Here is a 15,966-nt window from a genome sequence, read left to right as displayed (position 1 = left end):
CGTCAGGGGCGCGCCGGGGCGGCGCCGCTGCCCGCGTCCTGGCGCATCAGCCACTGCACCACGCCGGTGCCGCGGTGGTTCCAGTTGAAGCGTCGCGCGGTGCTGGCGTTGCGCGCGCAGGCGACGGCGTACGACGACGCCAGCGCATGCATGCGCCGGTCCAGCGCATGCTGCAGCTGCGGGTCGGTGCTGAAATAGCGGGCGGCGGCCACCGGCAGGGTCAGCTCCACGTTGTGCGAATCGCTGTACCAGCCGTCGGAGTTCTCGATGGCGACCAGCCTGGCCCGGTCGACGTGGGCCGACGACCAGTACCAGCTGATCTGGCCACCGGGTCCGCTGCACGGGTCGCGCCAGTCCTTGCCGACCGTGGCCACGGTTTTGGCGTCGATCCAGCCGTAGCGCTCGAGGTAGCGGCCGAACGCGGTGATCATCGGCGGGATGCGCGCGTCCCCGGTGGCCAGCCAGGCATGCCACAGGCCGTCGATGATGTTCTGCGTCATCCACGGCGAGCTGCCCGGCACGTCGGTGGCCGCGTCGTACGGGTTGCCTTCGTGCATGTCCCAGCTGCTGCGCCAGGAGCCGTCATTGCCCAGGCCGTCGGGATTGTGCTGCTGGTGCTGGTACAGCCAGCCCACGCGATCGCCGATGTCTTGCAGGTATTCGCGCTTGCCGGTGAGTTCCCACGCGCTGACGATCTGCAGCAGGCCCAACCCGGCCTGCCGTTCGGTGAAGAACTTCTGGGTGAGCCCGGTGTAGGGGCCGGCGGGAATGGTCCAGCCGCCGGTATCCCACGCTCCCACCATGCGTTCGACCAGTGCCGTGTCGTCCTGGCTGTCGTCGCCGGTGAGGCCGAGCGCGAGCAGGGTCGGCTGGATGTAGACGTACTTCGGGTCGCAGGGGTTCACCTCGCCCAGCTTGAAACCGCCGCCGCACAGCGGCCAGCCCGGTGCGCCGAAGCGGCGGATGTGCGCCATGTAGAAGTGGTAGCTCTGGACCGCGGCGGCGAGGTAATCGACGCGGCCGGTGCGCACGTACTGCTGGAACAGCGCGGTGGGGCGATCGAACAGCCACGCCGAACCGTCGCTGCGCGGAAGTTTGCGCGCCCAGGCGAACTGGGTTTCGAAGTAGCGGTCGTAGGCGCCGGGGGGTACCGCCGGCACTTGCGGGCCGGCGATCAGGGAAGCGGTCATCCATTGCGGGCTGAGCGTGGCCAGCACCCCCGGCACGCGCACGCCGTCGGCACCGTCCACCAGCTCGTCGGCGTAGGCCCAGCCCGGCGCGGCGGTCGCGGTGGCGCCGACCGGCGCGAGGGCGAAACGCAGCTGCGCGCTGTCGCCGGCCAGCGTGGCGTGGAACTGCGCGCGCACGGCGCGGATGCCGCCGCCGTCGAAATGCCAGCGCAACGTGGCCTCGACATGCGCCGGCACGGGCTGGCCGCGCGCGTCCTCGATGCGCACCCGTCGCGCGTCGTCCAGCATGCCGGGCGGGAACGGGATGCCGACAGTCACCGCCACCCGATCGCCGACGGCGCCGTGGCGATGCAGGGTGATCGTCTGCCACTGCGCGCCGATGCCGGTCGGCGCCAGCCGGGCGATCGGCGGCGGCGCGCTGGCGCCTTGCGCGTGCGCGGTCGCGAGCAGCAGGCCGAGGCCGGCGAACAGTGCACCCAGCCGCCGGACGAAGCCGCGCGCTGCGCGTGTCACCGGGCCGCGTCCCGTGCCGCCAGCTGGCGTTCCCACGCGAGCGCGGTGCGCACGATGAACTCCAGGTCGTCGTGGCGCGGCGCCCAGCCCAGGCGCTGGCGCAGGCGGTCGGCGCGGGCGATCAGCATCGGCGGATCGCCCGCGCGGCGCGGTTGCTCGGTCACCTGCAGCGTCGCGCCGCTGACCCGGCGCACCGTCTCGATCACCTCGCGCACGCTGTAGCCGTGGCCGTAGCCGCAGTTCAGCGTCAGCGACTCGCCGGCCGTGCGCAGGTGGTCGAGCGCGCGCAGGTGCGCCGCGGCCAGGTCCTCGACATGGATGTAGTCGCGGATGCCGGTGCCGTCGGGAGTGTCGTAGTCGGTGCCGAAGATGGCCAGGCCCGGGCGCTTGCCCACCGCATGCTCGCAGGCAACCTTGAGCAGCAGGGTGGCGTTGGGCGTGGATTGCCCGATGCGGCCGAGCGGGTCGCAGCCGGCGACGTTGAAGTAGCGCAGGATCACGTAGCGCATCGCGCCGGCGGTGCCCAGGTCGCGCAGCATCATCTCGGACATCAGCTTGGAGCTGCCGTACGGATTGATCGGCTGCAGCGGCGTGTCCTCGTCGGCCACGCCGCTGGCCGGCGTGCCGTACACCGCCGCGGTCGAGGAAAAGATGAAACGGTCCACGCCGGCCTCGACGCAGCAGGCGAGCAGGTTGCGCGTGTTGCAGGTGTTGTTGCCGTAGTACTTCAGCGGGTCGCGCACCGATTCGGGCACTACCGTGTGCGCGGCGAAATGCATCACTGCATCCACCTTGTGCTCGGCCAGCACGCGTGACACCAGCGGCTGATCGCCCACGTTGCCCACCACCAGCTCGGCGCCGCGCACGGCGTCGGCGAAGCCGCTGACGAGGTTGTCCAGCACCACCACCCGCTCGCCGCGTTCGCTCAGCTGCTGCACCACGTGGCTGCCGATGTAGCCGGCGCCGCCGGTGACCAGGATCGTGCTCATGGATTGCTCCCGCCGGAAATCGGAAAATTGTCCCGCAACCACGTCGCGATGTCGTCCAGCAGGCGCTGGCGATCCACCTGCAGGGCGTAGGTGTGGTCGCTGCCGGCGAACAGGCGCGCGCTGATCTGCGGGCGGTCGGCCAGGCGCCCGAAGCACTCGCGGAACTGGCGCGGATGGTTGAAGTAGCGGGTCACCCCCCCGCTGTAGATGAAGTGCAGCCTGAGACCGCGGTCGAGCATGGCGGCCAGTTCCCGTTGCACCTGTTCGCGCGGCGGGAAACGTACCGCGAAGACGTCGTCGCCCTGGCTGGCGCGCGCCTGCAGGCTGCGGCTGATGAAGCGTTGCCAGCGCGAGCCGCTCCACAGCCGCGGCAGGTAGTGGCGCAGGCGAAAGCCCAGCGTGCGGTAGGCGTAGCCATCGAGGAAGACGGCGCCGGCCACGCGCGGCTCGTCGAGCGCCACGCCGTGCGCGTTCTGCGCGCCGGAACACAGGCCGAGCAGCACGAAGCGGCTGCAGCCGGCGTGACTGGCGAGCAGACTCATCGCGTCGGCGACGTCCGCCTTCACCTGCTGCGCTTGCGAGCCCGCTTCGTCGGCGGCGCTGCTGTCGCCGAGCGAGGAAAGGTCGAAGCGCAGGGTGGGATAGCCGTCGGCGTTCAGCCGCCGGGTGAGTTCCACGTGCAGCCGGAACGGCCCGACCCGGTGCACCATGCCGGCATTCAGCACGATCACGCCGACCGGCGCGGCAGGTGTCGCCGCATCGGGCAGCCCGGCCACGCCGACCAAGTGCTGCGCGCGGCCGAAGCGGAAGGCGCGTTCCGTGCTCATGCCGCCGCTCGCAGGTGGTCGCCGACGGCGCGGATCAGGTCGGGGGCGAGGATGGCGTGCTCCAGCCGATCCAGCACATCCCAGCTTGCCGTGGACGACAGCGCGACGACCGCGCTGCCGGCGCCGAGCTGCGCGGGCCAGTCCGCTTGCGTGGCGGCGGGCTGCGATGCGAACACGCGCACGGGAATCGTCGCCGGCGTCGCGCGCCAGCCGTCGAGCTGCCGGCGCAGGTCGGCGCCGACCGGAAAGCCCAGCCATTGATCGGCCGCGTCCTCGCGGCTGCGCGGCGCGGGGAAGCGCATCGGGTCCGCGCGCAGGGCCTCCTGCGCCGCGTCCAGCCGGGTCACGGATTCGTGGCCGTCCAGCAGCGGGTCCCACAGCAAGAGTTCCGCCAGGCGGCCGGCCGCGGCCGCTTCCAGCGCGATGGCGCCGCCCAGTCGTGCGCCGAAGCCGATCACCCGGCTGCAGCCGGAGCGTGCACGCAGTTCAGCCGCCGCGGCAACCGTGTCGGCCACGCAGCGGGTCCAGTCGCAGGCGTCGCTGGCGCCGGCCGAGTCGCCGGTGCCGAAATAGTCGAAGCGCAGCGCGGCGACGCCTTGCAGCGCCAGCGCATCGGCGAGCTGGCGGTACACGCGATGGCTGCGAATCATGTCCTGGCCCAGCGGCGGGCACAGCAGCATGGCCGTGCGCGCCGGCCCGGCGACCGGATGATAGAGACCGAACAGACTCTCCCCGCTACCGAATTGGCACGGTTGTGCCGGTTCGACCCGCATCCGTCACCTCCGGTAGGCCACGCCGAGATAGATCTCGTTGGCATGGTAGCTGGCGCCGACGGTGTCGCTGTGACGCAGCCGACGGGTGAACGACGCGTTCCAGCTCCAGTGCTCGGTGCGCTGGGTGGCAAGGATCAGGCCGAAGTTGGTGGTGCGGTCGGTGCGCGCCATCGTGTTGTATTCCATCGACTCGGTGTTGCCGAACAGCGACAGCGTGGTGCGCGGGTGCAGCCGGTAGTCGAGGCCGAGGGTGCCGCCGCGGCCGCGCTGGCTGTCGGTGGGGTCGTTGACGTAATCGAAGTTGCGGTACAGCGGCGCGATGCGCAGGTTCCAGCGCGTGCCGACGTAGGTGTAGACCACCTCGTAGCGCCGCTCGGTATAGACCTGCGAGCTGATCACGGTGGCACCGGTGTTGATGTTCGACGGTGCCGGCGGGGCCAGCGCCGATTCGCCGGGGTTCTGGTCGAGCTGGTTGATCAGGTCTTCCGCCGCGTCGCCGTACTGGCGCGCACCGCGCAGCAGCAGGGTGCTGTTGGGGGTCATGCGCCAGGCCACGCTCAGCCGCGCCAGCGGCGTGTTGATCGACTGCGCCTGGTCGAACGAGAGCCGTGACCAGCCCAGCGAGGCATTGACGTCGAGCTGGCTGAGGCGGCTGACCGAGCTGACGAACAGCTGGGTGCGGTTGTAGGCCGGACCGGCGTCGGCGTGGTCGAAGGTCACCCGCTCGGTTTCCGCGTTGGCCGACAGCGATGCGGTGGGGCTGAGATCCTTGAACAGGCGCAAGGCCAGCAGGCCGCGCGAGGAATCGAACTCGTTGGTCTTGGACGCGCGGCTGTCGATGTAGCGCAGTTCGGCCTGGCCGCGCACGGTCGGGTTGAGCCGGAAACGCAGGGTCGGGCCCAGCGTCAGCACGTTGGTCTGCTGCTGGTTGTCTGGCGCATTGCTGGAGAAGGTCGACAGCGGCTGCACGCTGGCCACGTCGCGCACGGTGAAATCCAGTCGCTCGGGCAGCACCGTCCAGTTCGCCTGGCCGGCGAGCTGGGCCAGCGTCTGGTTATCGAAGGCGTGCGCCAGGTAGTCGCGGTACTCCAGGTTGCCGACCACGTCGGCCTGGAAGGTGGAGCCTTCCTGCTGATAGCTGAAGTCGAAGCCCGGGATCAGCATGTTCTGGCTGATCGGGTCGGTTTCGGTCAGGCCGATGTTGTCGCTGTGGCCCACGCCGACGCGCCAGCCGTAGTCGAACTGCGCCGCCGATGCGCCGGTCGAGGCAATGACCAGCATCGACCCCAGTACGCAATTGCGGGTGCGATATGTCGACATGTGTGCGTGCCCCCTTGTCTTGTCCATGATCGTCGAGCCCTGAACCTGCGGAAACCGCATCCGATGGCTTGCCCCTGGCGCTGCGAGTCTGGCAGATCCGCGCGGAACCGTGCGGTGGGGCGGAGTGTCGCAACGCCCCGCCGGACGGCCTCACGGTGCGTGGTTGAACACCACTCCGGCCACCTTGTTCGCATCGAAACTGGCCACCGCCTGGCTGATCGCCGCCGGCGTGTCGCGGCCGTAGCCGGCCACCACCACCACCTGGTCGGCCAGCTCGGAGAGGATGCGCGCGTCGGGCGAGCCCTTGATCGCCGGCCCGTCCAGGAACAGGTAGCGGTCCGGGTAGCGGCAACGCAGCGAATCGACCACCGCGCGCATGCGGAACGAGGAGAAATACTCGCCGCTGTTCTCGCGCGTGGAACCGGCCGGGATCAGGCGCAGGCGCGGGATGCCGGTCGCGTAGATGATCGACTTGATGCCGATCGACGGCTGTTCGAGGAAGTTGATCAGGCCCTCGCTGCCGCGCGCCACCCCCAGCGCCTCGTGCTGGGTCGGGTAGCGCAGGTTGCAGTCGATCAGCAGGCTGGTCTTGGCTTCGTCGAAGGCGAACGCGAGGGCCAGGTTGCGCGCCACGAAGCTGCCGCCCGACTTGGGGCTGACCGGCACCACCATGGTCACGAAGTTGCGCTCGCCGCCGAGCCACAGCAGGCGCGTGCGGATCTCGCGGAAGGCATCGGACTGCGTTCGCACCGACTCGTCGCGGTGGATCAGCCGGCGCTCCTCCAGCTGCCGCGGCACCAGTGCACCGGTTTCCGACATCAGCGCGATCGAATGGCCCGGCGCAGCCTTGGCCTCGTCGCCGGCGGCCGCGGCCCGTTCGCGGGCCTCGGGCTCGCGCGAGAGCAGGTTGATTACCGACTTGTCATCGTCCCGAGCGTTCATGCCAGTCCCTTCAGCTTCAACCAGAACAGCAGCGCATAGGCCAGCACCACGCACAGCACGATCGCCACCAGCGCCAGGTTGCGCCGCCGCTCGCGCTGATGGTCGCCCGGTGTCGGGTAAAATGGAACGGTCGCCAGTACCGGCAGGCCGGTCGCCTGTTCCAGTTGCTCCGCCGAGCGCACGCGCGGATCGAAGCGGGCGAAGCCGAACAGCACGCCGAACGGGACCGCCAGGCCGGCGAGGATGCCGGCGATGCCGAAGTGCATGAAGCGCAGTCCCGAGGGCACCAGCGGCATCACCGCGGGGTTCTGCACCACGAACGAGGCGCCATCCTGGTCGGAGTCGAGGTTCATCGACACCCGCGCGCTTTCGCGGCGCTTGAGCAGGTCCTGGTAGACGTCGCGGTTGACCGTGTAGTCGCGGGTCAGCTCGGCGGTGACCGCCTCGGAGTTGGCGATGCGCTTGCTGCGGTCAAGCTCGGAGTCGAGCCGCGCCTGCGCCGCGCCCAGCCGCGCGGTGGTGGCGGCGATGTCCGAGCGCAAGGTGGCGAGCTGGCTGCGCATCTGCTGGTAGAGCGGGTTGAACTGCACGGCGCTGCCGTTGGTGCCGGTGTCGCCGATCGCGCGCGGCGCCTTGGCCGATTGCTGGTCGGCGCTGGCCAGCAGGCGGCGCAGGTCCTCGATCTGGTGGCGGGTACGCACCACGTCGGGATATTCGTCGGTGTAGGTCAGGCGCAGCTTGTCCAGTTTCGACTGCAGTTCGGCGAGCTGGCTTTCGTAGATGCCGTTGGAGGTCTGCACCGCGTTGACCTCCGACTCGCCGGAGAGCTGGCGCTCCAGCGAGCCGGCCTGCGAGCGCTTCTCCATCAGGTCCATCTGCGCCGTCTCGATCTGGTTGCGCAACTGGCTGATGCTGGCGTTGGTGTCGGCCTCGCTGCCCGGGCGCGCGTCGGCGTTGGCGTTGCGGTAGTCCTTGAGCTTGTTCTCCGCGTCGGTCAGCTTCTTGCGGTAGGCCTCGACCTGGCTGTCGATGAAGTCGAAGGCGTCGCGGCTCTCCTTCATCTTCGAGGCCACGCTTTCGCTGATGAACAGCTGGCCGAACGTGCGCGTCACGTCGAAGGCGCGCCGCGCGTCGCTGTCGTGGTAGCTGATGGTGATGAGGTTGTCGCGCGAGATCGTGACCAGGGTGCGCGCCTTGATCTCCTGGATCAGCTTGTCCTGGTCGACCGGGGAGGGTTTGTGCGCCATCCAGCCGCCGGCCACCAGCACCTGGTCCATGACCTTGCGGCTGAAGATCACCGCCTTGGCGATGCCGGCGCGGTTGGTGTTGCCGGTGGCGGCGGCGGCGCCTTCCATCAGCGGCGTGATGATGCTGCTCTTCTGCGCCAGGATGGTGACCGAGGCGTCGTAGCGCTGCGGCCAGTTGATGCCGGCGATCAGCGCCAGCATCGCGATCGAGGCAAAGATGACCGCCAGCGACACGCGTCGTCGCTTGGCCTCGGTCCACAGCACCGGGAGCAGTGCCAGCAGGGGATTGGGTTCTTCGTTCATGGACGGGTCGACTCGCGTGCCTGTGCCGGCAGCTCAGAACGCCCGCTGCGGCACGGTGATGACGTCACCCGGCTGCACCGGGTAGTTGGTCGTCAGGTTGCCCTTCTGCAGGATGCTGTCCAGCCGGATCGCGTACGACTGCGTGGCGTCGCCCGATTTGCGGTACAGCTCGGTGCGGTCGGGCGCGGCGAATTCGGTGGTGCCGCCGGCGGCGAGCACCGCGTCGAGCACGGTCATGCCCTGGCGGTAGGGGATCGACACCGGCGTGCGCACCGCGCCGGTCACGCGCACGCGCGAAAGGTATTCATGGCTGCGCAGCGAGGTGAGGATCACCGCCACCTGCGGGTCGCGCACGTAGGCCTGGAGCTTTTCCTTGATCTCCGCGGCGACCTGTTCGGGCGTGCGGCCGCCGGCCTGCACGTCGCCGATCAGCGGCACCGTGATCATGCCGTCCGGGCGCACGGGTACGCTGACGCTCAGGTCGGGGTTGTGCCACACCGACACCTGCAATTGATCGTCCACACCGATATGGTAGACGGCGACCGCCTGGGCTTCGGGGTTCACCGAAGGTGCCTGCGTCGAGCCGGGACCGGTGGCACAGCCGGCAAGCACGAGCAACAGGCCGAGCATGAGCAGTTGGCACAACGATTTCATGGCAATCCTCCTGATTGTCTTTCAGAATGTGCAGAATATCACGGCAGGAACGTCGACAACCGGATATGCGGACACGGCGCGCGGACTGCGCCGGACCGGCCGTCGGCCCGCTTCGCGCCGCGCCCCATCAAGGAAATCACGGGACAGTTACCTATGCAGCAGCTGGAAAACACCAGGGTCGCCATCGTCGGGCTGGGCTATGTCGGCCTGCCGTTGGCGGTGGAGTTCGGCCGGCGCTACGACACGGTCGGATTCGACATCCGCGCCGCACGGGTGGACGAGCTGCGCGCCGGCCACGACCACACGCTGGAGGTCGATGCGGCCGAGCTGGCGGCGGCCACCCGCCTGCGCTTCAGCGCCGAGCTGGAGGGCATCCGCGGGTGCAACGTCTACATCGTCACCGTGCCCACCCCGATCGACGCGGCCAAGCGCCCCGACCTGACCCCGCTGGTCAAGGCCAGCGAAAGCCTGGGTCAGGTGCTGGAGCGTGGCGACATCGTGGTGTACGAATCCACCGTCTACCCCGGCTGCACCGAGGAGGTCTGCATCCCGATCCTGGAGCGCGTCTCGGGGCTGGTCTTCAACCGCGACTTCTTCGCCGGCTACAGCCCGGAGCGGATCAACCCGGGTGACAAGCAGCACCGGGTCACCAGCATCCTCAAGGTCACCTCCGGCTCCACCCCCGAGGTAGCCGACTTCGTCAACCGGCTGTACGGCTCGATCATCACCGCCGGCACTCACCAGGCCAGCTGCATCAAGGTGGCCGAGGCCGCCAAGGTGATCGAGAACACCCAGCGCGACCTCAACATCGCGCTGGTCAACGACCTCGCCAAGCTGTTCAACACGCTGGGCATCGACACACTGGAAGTGCTCGAGGCGGCCGGCACCAAGTGGAACTTCCTGCCGTTCCGGCCGGGTCTGGTCGGCGGCCACTGCATCAGCGTCGATCCGTATTACCTCACCCACAAGGCGCAGGAAGTGGGCCATCACCCGGACGTGATCCTGGCCGGCCGGCGCACCAACGACAGCATGGGTGAGTACATCGCCGGCCAGGTGGTGCGGCTGATGGTGCGCAAGAGCATCAATCCGGTGCACGCGCGCATCCTGGTGCTGGGGCTGGCGTTCAAGGAGAACTGCCCGGACCTGCGCAACACCCGCGTGGTGGACATCGTGCACGCGCTGCGCGGCTACAACACCGAGGTGGACGTGTTCGATCCATGGGTCGACGCGGCGGAGGCCAGGCACGAATACGGCCTGGAGCTGGTCGACGCTCCCGCCGCGGGCGCCTACGACGCGATCATCGTGGCGGTGGGCCATCGACAGTTCGCCGCGCTGGGCAGCGCCGGCATCCGTGCGTTCGGCAAGCCGTCCAGCGTGCTGTACGACGTCAAGTACGTGCTGCCGCGCGCCGAGGTCGACGGCCGGTTGTAGACCTGCGCTGCACCTTGCGACTGCGTATCATGGGCGGGTTTTCACCGCCGCAGGCTGCTTCCGCATGAAAGTCCTCGTCACCGGCACCGCCGGCTTCATCGGTTCCCACGTCGCCATGCACCTGCTCGAGCGCGGCGACGAGGTGATCGGCATCGACAACCTCAGCGACTACTACGACGTGGAGCTGAAGAAGGCGCGGCTGGCGCGCTTCGCCGATCGCCCGGGCTACCGCCACGAACCCGTCGACCTTGCCGATCGCGCGGCGATCGAGGCGGTGTTCGCGCGGCACCGGCCCCAGCGGGTGATCAACCTGGCCGCGCAGGCCGGCGTGCGCTACGCGGCGCAGAACCCGCACATCTACGTGTCGACCAACGTCACCGGCTTCCTGCACGTCATCGAGGGCTGCCGCCATCACGACGTCGAGCACCTGGTCTATGCCTCGACCAGTTCGGTGTATGGCGCCGACACCAGCATGCCGTTCTCCGAGCACCAGTCGACCGAGCATCCGCTGACGCTGTACGCGGCCTCGAAGAAGGCCAACGAGATGATGGCGCACAGCTACGCGCACCTGTACGGCCTGCCGTGCACGGGGCTGCGCTTCTTCACCGTCTACGGGCCGTGGGGCCGGCCGGACATGGCGTTGTTCCTGTTCACCCGCGCGATCCTGGCGGGCGAGCCGATCAAGGTGTTCAACCACGGCCACCACAAGCGCAGCTTCACCTACGTCGACGACATCGTCGAGGGCGTCGTGCGCACGCTGGACAAGATCCCCGGCAAGGACCGCGGCTGGGACGGCAACGCACCCGACCCGGCCAGCAGCGGGGTGGCGCCATACCGCATCTACAACATCGGCAACGAGCAGCCGGTGGAGCTGCTGCGCTACATCGAGGTGCTCGAACAGTGCCTGGGTCGCAAGGCGCAGATGGAGATGCTGCCGCTGCAGGCCGGCGACGTGCCGGACACCGAGGCCGACATCTCCGACCTGATCGCCTCGGTCGGCTACCGGCCGCGGGTGGGCGTGGAGGAGGGCGTAGCGAATTTCGTGCGCTGGTATCGCGACTATTACCGGGTCGGCGGGCAAGCCTGATCGACGTGGCGCGCGCCGCGGCAACGCCGGGGCGGCACAACCGCTACAATTACGGGCTGACGCCGTGCGGGTGCAGCCAGCCCATCCAGATGCCCAGCACGACCATGCCGATCAGCACCAGCGACAGGCCGATGCGGCGGGTCAGCGCCCAAACCGTTCGTCGGTCGTCGTCCTTGTCCTTCATCATGAAGAACAGCGCCTGGCCGAGATTGAAGATCACCACCAGCAGTACCACCACCAGCGCGACTTTGTAGATGGTTTCCACGTGATCGGTCCGAGCGATTTCGACAGCGGCAGTATAGCCACCCGCGGCAGCCGCACCGCGTGAACGGCTTTCGCCGTCCGTCGTGGTGGGCGTTGCTGCTGACGGCGGCCGGCGCCTTGCTGTTCCTGCGCCTGGGCGTGTGGCAACTGCATCGCGCCGACTTCAAGGAATCGCTGCTGCGGCGCTATGCCGCAGCGGAAACCGCGCCATCGCAGGACTTCGCCATGGTGGCCGCCACGCCGCCGGCGGGCAGCTTTCCGCGCGTGCAGGTGCACGGCCGTTACCTTGCCGACCGGCTCTATCTGCTGGACAACCCCAAGCATGACGAGCGCGGCGGCGTGGAGGTGTTTGCGCCGTTCGAACTGGCCGGGCACGCGCCGCTGCTGCTGGTCGACCTGGGTTTCCTGCCCGGCAGCGGCAACGGCAAGGCGCCGCAACTGCCGCCGTTGCCGGCCACGCCGGTCGAGCTGCGCGGCTTGTACGTGCCGCCGCCGCCGACCGGTTTCGAGATGGGCGGCAATGCGCTGGCGCGGCAGACCCGCTGGCCGAAGCAGAGCATCTACCTGGCGATGGGCCAGGTGGCCGCCGACCTCGGCCGGCCCTTGTACCCGCGCGTGCTGGCGCTGGATGCGGACGCCTCCTCGATCTACGTGCGCCAGCACACGCTCGACCTCTCGATGCCGCCGGCGCGACACCGCGCCTATGCGTTCCAGTGGTTTGCCTTCGCCGTCGCCGCGGTGGTGATCCTGCTGGTGCTGCATCGCAAGCGCCCTCCGCGCGGGCGATGATGACCCCACCGATGTCCTGTGATGAATGTCCACGATGAACACCGCTGACCCCAACCGCACGCGCAAGAGCCGCATCCACCTGTTGCTGATCGCACTGGTGTTCCTGGCGCCCATGATCGCCGCCGGCGTGCTCACCTTTGCCGGCTGGCAGCCGGGCACCAAGGGCAACGGCCAGCCGATCGTGCCGCAGCGCAATTTCCTCGACGAGCACCTGCGCGTCGTGCTGGCCGATGGCGGCGATTACGCCTGGCGCGACAGCGAGCCGCGGATGACCCTGGTGGCGCTGGCCGGCCCGGATTGCGCCATGCAATGCCTGGCCACGCTCACCGCCATGGCCAAGGCGCGGGTGATGCTGAACCACAAGCAGGATCGCCTGCGCCTGCTCTACCTGGGCACGCCGCCTGCCGATGCGGCGGCACGCGAGGCGATGTCGACGTACTGGCAAACCGGCCGCGATGTCGACGGCAAGCTCGACGGCTATCGACCCGCCACGTCCGACAGCGTCGGCGCGCTGCTGGTGGAATCCAACGGCACCGCGCTGTCGTTCTATCCGCCCGGCTTCGATGCCGCCGGCCTGCTGCGCGACATGCGCAAGGTGATCAAGTGATGTCGGCGCGTCAGCGGAAGTTTCTGCGCGGCTTGTCGCTGCTGGCGGCGCTGTTCGCCTTCGGCCTGGTGATGTTCGGCGCCTTCGTGCGGCTGTCCAACGCCGGGCTGTCCTGTCCGGACTGGCCCACCTGCTACGGCCAGGTCACCTGGCCGCAGCACGCGCAGGCGGTGGCGCACGCCGACGCGGCGTTCCCGGACCGTCCGTACGAGGCGCACAAGGCGTGGCGCGAGCAGGTGCATCGCTTCCTCGCCGGCACGCTGGGCGTGATGGTGCTGGTGCTGGCGCTGGCCGCCGCGTGGCGGGACCGGCGCGTGCGCGCGATGGTGGTGGTCGGCGCGATATGCGCGGCGATCGGCGTGACCATGTACATGCGCGGCGAGCATGTGTTCTCGTCGGTGCTGGCGGGCGTGGCGATCGCCGCGCCGCTGTTCGGCGCGTGGCGACTCGGTGGCGGCGGCGCGCGGCGGATCAGCGTGCTGGTGTTCGCGGTGATCGTGTTCCAGGCCATGCTCGGCATGTGGACGGTCACCTTGCTGCTGAAACCGGTGGTGGTCACCAGCCACCTGCTCGGCGGCATGCTCACCTTCGGCCTGCTCTCGTACGTGGCGCTGCGTTTCGCCGGCGTCGCCGCGCCGGACCAGCGCCTGGCCGCGCTGCGCAGCCTGGTGGTGGCGGGCGTGGTGCTGCTGGCGTGCCAGATCGCGCTGGGCGGCTGGACCTCGTCCAACTACGCGGCGCTGGCCTGCGGCTACGGCCCGGGCTCGTTCCCGCAGTGCCTGGGCCAGTGGGCGCCGCCGACGGATTTCCGCGAAGGCTTCATCCTGTGGCGCGGCATCGGCGTCAACTACGAAGGCGGCGTGCTGGACATGGCCGCGCGCAGCGCGATCCAGATCGCGCACCGGATCGGCGCGCTGGTGGTGTTCTGCTATCTCGGCTGGCTGGCGTTCAAAGCGGCGCGCCGGGGTTTGCGGGCGCACGCGCTGGCGATCGCGCTGATCCTGCTGGCCCAGGTGACGCTGGGCATCAGCAACGTGTATTTCGGCCTGCCGCTGCCGGTGGCCACCGCGCACAATGGCGTGGCGGCCTTGCTGTTGTTTGCCCTGCTGGCGACGTTGGCGCGCACGCAGGCGGCCGTGCCGATATCAGAGGAGTCGTGAGCGAGATGGAGTTGATCCGCGAATATCTGCAGCTGACCAAGCCGCGCGTCGTCGCCTTGCTGGTGTTCTGCGCCGTGATCGGCATGTTCCTCGCCGTGCCCGGCCTGCCGCCGTGGCGCGGGCTGGTGTTCGGCACGCTGGGCATCTGGATGGCGTCCGGTTCGGCGGCGGCGTTCAACCACCTGATCGACGAGCGGATCGACAAACTGATGGTGCGCACCGCCCGCCGCCCGCTGGCCACCGGCAAACTCACCGCGCACCAGGCGCTGGCGTTCGCGGTACTGCTGGGCATCGCCTCGATGCTGGTGCTGGCGCTGCTGGTCAACACGCTGACCGCACTGCTGACCTTCGGCGGACTGATCGGCTACGCGCTGGTCTACACCCGTTACCTGAAGCGCGCCACGCCGCAGAACATCGTGATCGGCGGCCTCGCCGGCGCGATCCCGCCGGTGCTGGGCTGGACCGCGGTCACCGGCGAGTTGCACGCATTCGCGCTGCAGCTGTGCCTGATCATCTTCGTGTGGACGCCGCCGCACTTCTGGGCGCTGGCGATTTTCCGCCGCGAGGATTACGCGCGCGCCGGCGTGCCGATGCTGCCGGTCACCCACGGCGTGGTCTACACCCGCTGGCAGGTGCTGTTCTACACGATCCTGCTGGTGCTGGTGACCCTGCTGCCGGCGATCACCGGCATGAGCGGGTTGCTCTACCTGGCTGGTGCGATCGTGCTCGACGCGGGCTTCCTCTACTACGCGATCCGCCTGCTCAACCCGCCCGACGAGCTGTACCCGATGAAAGTATTCAAGTACTCCATCGTGTACCTGATGGCCTTGTTCGCCTTCCTGCTGCTCGACCACTGGCTGGTCGACCCGCTGCTGCAGCATGGGGCGATGCTGCAGCAGATCGGTTGAACGGTGGCGCGGGCTGTGCGCGCGTCGTTGGGGGGCTTCGGCGGGGGATTTTCGGATGAGTTGTCGGCGGCGACGGAAGGCGAGCGCGGTGTCGCCGCCTTCACCAGACGAAGCTGGTCGCGACCGTGTCGGGGCGGAGCATCCTGAAGCTGACGGGGTGGCAGCTGCCTTCCGGCAGGTCGGGGCAGAGCGTTTCCGCCAGCGTCAGGGTCAGGCGGCCGGCATCTGCGTCCAAGGCGGAAACCCGCGCGGCGCTGAAATCGAAGTAGCGGCCCGCTGCCGCGTGCGCGCCCTTGAAAAGACTCTCCTTGGCGGAGAACGCGATCGTGAGGAGCATGTCGTCGGACAAGTGACCGTGCTGCTTCTCCAGCAAGGCGAGTTCGCCCGGCGTGAAGGCGAGTTCCCGCACCGCGTCGCGGGCGGCGGCCTCGATGACCTCCTCGAAGTCGATGCCGATGCCCCTCACGGCCGACGCCTCGACGGCGATTGCGCCAGCGAGGTCGCGCGTGTGCGTGATGCTTCCCGTCACGCCCGGCTGCCACCGTGGTTCCCTCGATGATCCGATGCCCGGAATCGACGCAACGACGCCGAGGCGCTCGATCGCGTGGCGGGCCGCGATCCGGCCCGCCAGAAACTCGGCCTGCCGTTTGGGCACGGCCCTCTGCAGTGCAGCCGGAAGCGGCACGCCATGCTGCTCGAAGGCAGGCAGGGCGAACGCCGCGGAAGAGAACTCGATCACGAAGGCCGGGGGCACTCGTGGGTCATCATCGCCCACTTCCAGCCAGCGTGCGCTGCGCAGCAGCGCGTCGTGCCCGTCGCATTCGGGCGAGAGTCGGCTGGATCTGTCTTGCGCTGTCAAGAATGTCTCCCTGCGTCCATCGGCTCCCGACGCAATCGAGGCCGCGGACCATCTTTGGTGCCGCAAGCGGTGCCGGGAGTCGGGGGCAAGCATAGTGGGATCG

General features: G+C 69.1%; 16 protein-coding genes. 6 read left to right on the top strand and 10 right to left on the bottom strand.

Annotation, left to right across the window (positions count from 1 at the left end):
• Positions 1 to 2: 2 nt before the first annotated feature.
• The 8 genes from ACFCQI_RS05425 to ACFCQI_RS05390 form a co-directional block, all read right to left on the bottom strand.
• Positions 3 to 1,703 (bottom strand): hypothetical protein, encoded by a 1,701-nt coding sequence (locus tag ACFCQI_RS05425; RefSeq protein WP_395120361.1) that lies wholly within the window; start codon positions 1,701 to 1,703, stop codon positions 3 to 5.
• Entirely contained in the window at positions 1,700 to 2,692 is a 993-nt protein-coding gene (gene galE / locus ACFCQI_RS05420; protein WP_395120360.1) for a UDP-glucose 4-epimerase GalE, read from the bottom strand. The genes ACFCQI_RS05425 and galE overlap by 4 nt, the downstream gene beginning before the upstream one ends.
• On the bottom strand, positions 2,689 to 3,519 hold the full coding sequence (locus ACFCQI_RS05415) for an alpha/beta fold hydrolase (protein ID WP_395120359.1): 831 nt from the start codon (positions 3,517 to 3,519) through the stop codon (positions 2,689 to 2,691). The genes galE and ACFCQI_RS05415 overlap by 4 nt, the downstream gene beginning before the upstream one ends.
• Positions 3,516 to 4,199: a serine aminopeptidase domain-containing protein gene (locus ACFCQI_RS05410; protein WP_395120358.1), complete on the bottom strand. Its 684-nt coding sequence runs from the start codon at positions 4,197 to 4,199 to the stop codon at positions 3,516 to 3,518. The genes ACFCQI_RS05415 and ACFCQI_RS05410 overlap by 4 nt, the downstream gene beginning before the upstream one ends.
• Before the next feature lie 96 nt (positions 4,200 to 4,295).
• Positions 4,296 to 5,612, bottom strand: coding sequence for a hypothetical protein (locus tag ACFCQI_RS05405; protein WP_395120356.1), 1,317 nt, complete (start codon positions 5,610 to 5,612; stop codon positions 4,296 to 4,298).
• A 150-nt stretch (positions 5,613 to 5,762) separates the two neighbouring features.
• Complete coding sequence (locus ACFCQI_RS05400; RefSeq protein WP_395120355.1) at positions 5,763 to 6,554, bottom strand: polysaccharide biosynthesis protein; 792 nt, start codon at positions 6,552 to 6,554, stop codon at positions 5,763 to 5,765.
• Entirely contained in the window at positions 6,551 to 8,104 is a 1,554-nt protein-coding gene (locus ACFCQI_RS05395; protein ID WP_395120354.1) for an XrtA system polysaccharide chain length determinant, read from the bottom strand. The genes ACFCQI_RS05400 and ACFCQI_RS05395 overlap by 4 nt, the downstream gene beginning before the upstream one ends.
• Before the next feature lie 33 nt (positions 8,105 to 8,137).
• Entirely contained in the window at positions 8,138 to 8,758 is a 621-nt protein-coding gene (locus ACFCQI_RS05390) for an XrtA/PEP-CTERM system exopolysaccharide export protein (protein ID WP_395120353.1), read from the bottom strand.
• Positions 8,759 to 8,911: 153 nt separating this feature from the next.
• Here ACFCQI_RS05390 and tviB point away from each other — a divergent pair, with 153 nt between their 5' ends.
• Both tviB and ACFCQI_RS05380 read left to right on the top strand, forming a co-directional pair.
• Positions 8,912 to 10,189, top strand: coding sequence for a Vi polysaccharide biosynthesis UDP-N-acetylglucosamine C-6 dehydrogenase TviB (gene tviB / locus ACFCQI_RS05385; protein WP_395120352.1), 1,278 nt, complete (start codon positions 8,912 to 8,914; stop codon positions 10,187 to 10,189).
• A gap of 64 nt (positions 10,190 to 10,253) precedes the next feature.
• Positions 10,254 to 11,276, top strand: coding sequence for an NAD-dependent epimerase (locus ACFCQI_RS05380; RefSeq protein ID WP_395120351.1), 1,023 nt, complete (start codon positions 10,254 to 10,256; stop codon positions 11,274 to 11,276).
• Positions 11,277 to 11,325: 49 nt separating this feature from the next.
• On the opposite strand, the gene ACFCQI_RS05375 is transcribed toward ACFCQI_RS05380, so the two are convergent.
• Positions 11,326 to 11,541, bottom strand: a complete 216-nt coding sequence (locus tag ACFCQI_RS05375) for a twin transmembrane helix small protein (protein ID WP_395120350.1) — start codon at positions 11,539 to 11,541, stop codon at positions 11,326 to 11,328.
• 59 nt (positions 11,542 to 11,600) lie between these two features.
• Here ACFCQI_RS05375 and ACFCQI_RS05370 point away from each other — a divergent pair, with 59 nt between their 5' ends.
• From ACFCQI_RS05370 to cyoE, 4 genes are read left to right on the top strand one after another with little or no spacing between them, the layout of a single operon-like run.
• The gene (locus ACFCQI_RS05370; RefSeq protein WP_395120349.1) at positions 11,601 to 12,329 is read left to right on the top strand and encodes an SURF1 family protein; all 729 of its coding nucleotides are present in this window, start codon (positions 11,601 to 11,603) and stop codon (positions 12,327 to 12,329) included.
• Between the two features lie 34 nt (positions 12,330 to 12,363).
• The gene (locus ACFCQI_RS05365; protein ID WP_395120348.1) at positions 12,364 to 12,936 is read left to right on the top strand and encodes a hypothetical protein; all 573 of its coding nucleotides are present in this window, start codon (positions 12,364 to 12,366) and stop codon (positions 12,934 to 12,936) included.
• Positions 12,936 to 14,096, top strand: coding sequence for a heme A synthase (locus tag ACFCQI_RS05360; RefSeq protein ID WP_395120347.1), 1,161 nt, complete (start codon positions 12,936 to 12,938; stop codon positions 14,094 to 14,096). The genes ACFCQI_RS05365 and ACFCQI_RS05360 overlap by 1 nt, the downstream gene beginning before the upstream one ends.
• A 5-nt stretch (positions 14,097 to 14,101) precedes the next feature.
• Positions 14,102 to 15,004: a heme o synthase gene (cyoE, locus tag ACFCQI_RS05355; protein ID WP_395121264.1), complete on the top strand. Its 903-nt coding sequence runs from the start codon at positions 14,102 to 14,104 to the stop codon at positions 15,002 to 15,004.
• 100 nt (positions 15,005 to 15,104) lie between these two features.
• Here the strand turns inward: cyoE and ACFCQI_RS05350 are convergent, their stop codons facing one another.
• Positions 15,105 to 15,863 carry a 4'-phosphopantetheinyl transferase gene (locus ACFCQI_RS05350; protein ID WP_395120346.1) on the bottom strand — a complete coding sequence of 253 codons (759 nt, stop codon included), beginning with the start codon at positions 15,861 to 15,863 and terminating at the stop codon, positions 15,105 to 15,107.
• Positions 15,864 to 15,966: the final 103 nt, after the last annotated feature.

This window comes from Rhodanobacter sp. FW102-FHT14D06 (genome assembly GCF_043950705.1).
In the GTDB taxonomy this organism is placed as follows: Bacteria; Pseudomonadota; Gammaproteobacteria; order Xanthomonadales; family Rhodanobacteraceae; genus Rhodanobacter.
Note: the sequence above shows the minus strand (reverse complement) of the source record. Positions and strands in the feature narration are given on the sequence as shown.

What these genes read in the sequence shown, in the direction of transcription:
- tviB (WP_395120352.1), top strand. Translation starts at nt 8,912, where the DNA reads ATGCAGCAGCTGGAAAACACCAGGGTCGCCATCGTCGGGCTGGGCTAT.
- ACFCQI_RS05415 (WP_395120359.1), bottom strand. Translation starts at nt 3,519, where the DNA reads ATGAGCACGGAACGCGCCTTCCGCTTCGGCCGCGCGCAGCACTTGGTC.
- ACFCQI_RS05360 (WP_395120347.1), top strand. Translation starts at nt 12,936, where the DNA reads ATGTCGGCGCGTCAGCGGAAGTTTCTGCGCGGCTTGTCGCTGCTGGCG.
- ACFCQI_RS05405 (WP_395120356.1), bottom strand. Translation starts at nt 5,612, where the DNA reads ATGTCGACATATCGCACCCGCAATTGCGTACTGGGGTCGATGCTGGTC.
- ACFCQI_RS05390 (WP_395120353.1), bottom strand. Translation starts at nt 8,758, where the DNA reads ATGAAATCGTTGTGCCAACTGCTCATGCTCGGCCTGTTGCTCGTGCTT.
- ACFCQI_RS05395 (WP_395120354.1), bottom strand. Translation starts at nt 8,104, where the DNA reads ATGAACGAAGAACCCAATCCCCTGCTGGCACTGCTCCCGGTGCTGTGG.
- ACFCQI_RS05410 (WP_395120358.1), bottom strand. Translation starts at nt 4,199, where the DNA reads ATGCTGCTGTGCCCGCCGCTGGGCCAGGACATGATTCGCAGCCATCGC.
- cyoE (WP_395121264.1), top strand. Translation starts at nt 14,102, where the DNA reads ATGGAGTTGATCCGCGAATATCTGCAGCTGACCAAGCCGCGCGTCGTC.
- galE (WP_395120360.1), bottom strand. Translation starts at nt 2,692, where the DNA reads ATGAGCACGATCCTGGTCACCGGCGGCGCCGGCTACATCGGCAGCCAC.
- ACFCQI_RS05380 (WP_395120351.1), top strand. Translation starts at nt 10,254, where the DNA reads ATGAAAGTCCTCGTCACCGGCACCGCCGGCTTCATCGGTTCCCACGTC.
- ACFCQI_RS05365 (WP_395120348.1), top strand. Translation starts at nt 12,364, where the DNA reads ATGAACACCGCTGACCCCAACCGCACGCGCAAGAGCCGCATCCACCTG.
- ACFCQI_RS05400 (WP_395120355.1), bottom strand. Translation starts at nt 6,554, where the DNA reads ATGAACGCTCGGGACGATGACAAGTCGGTAATCAACCTGCTCTCGCGC.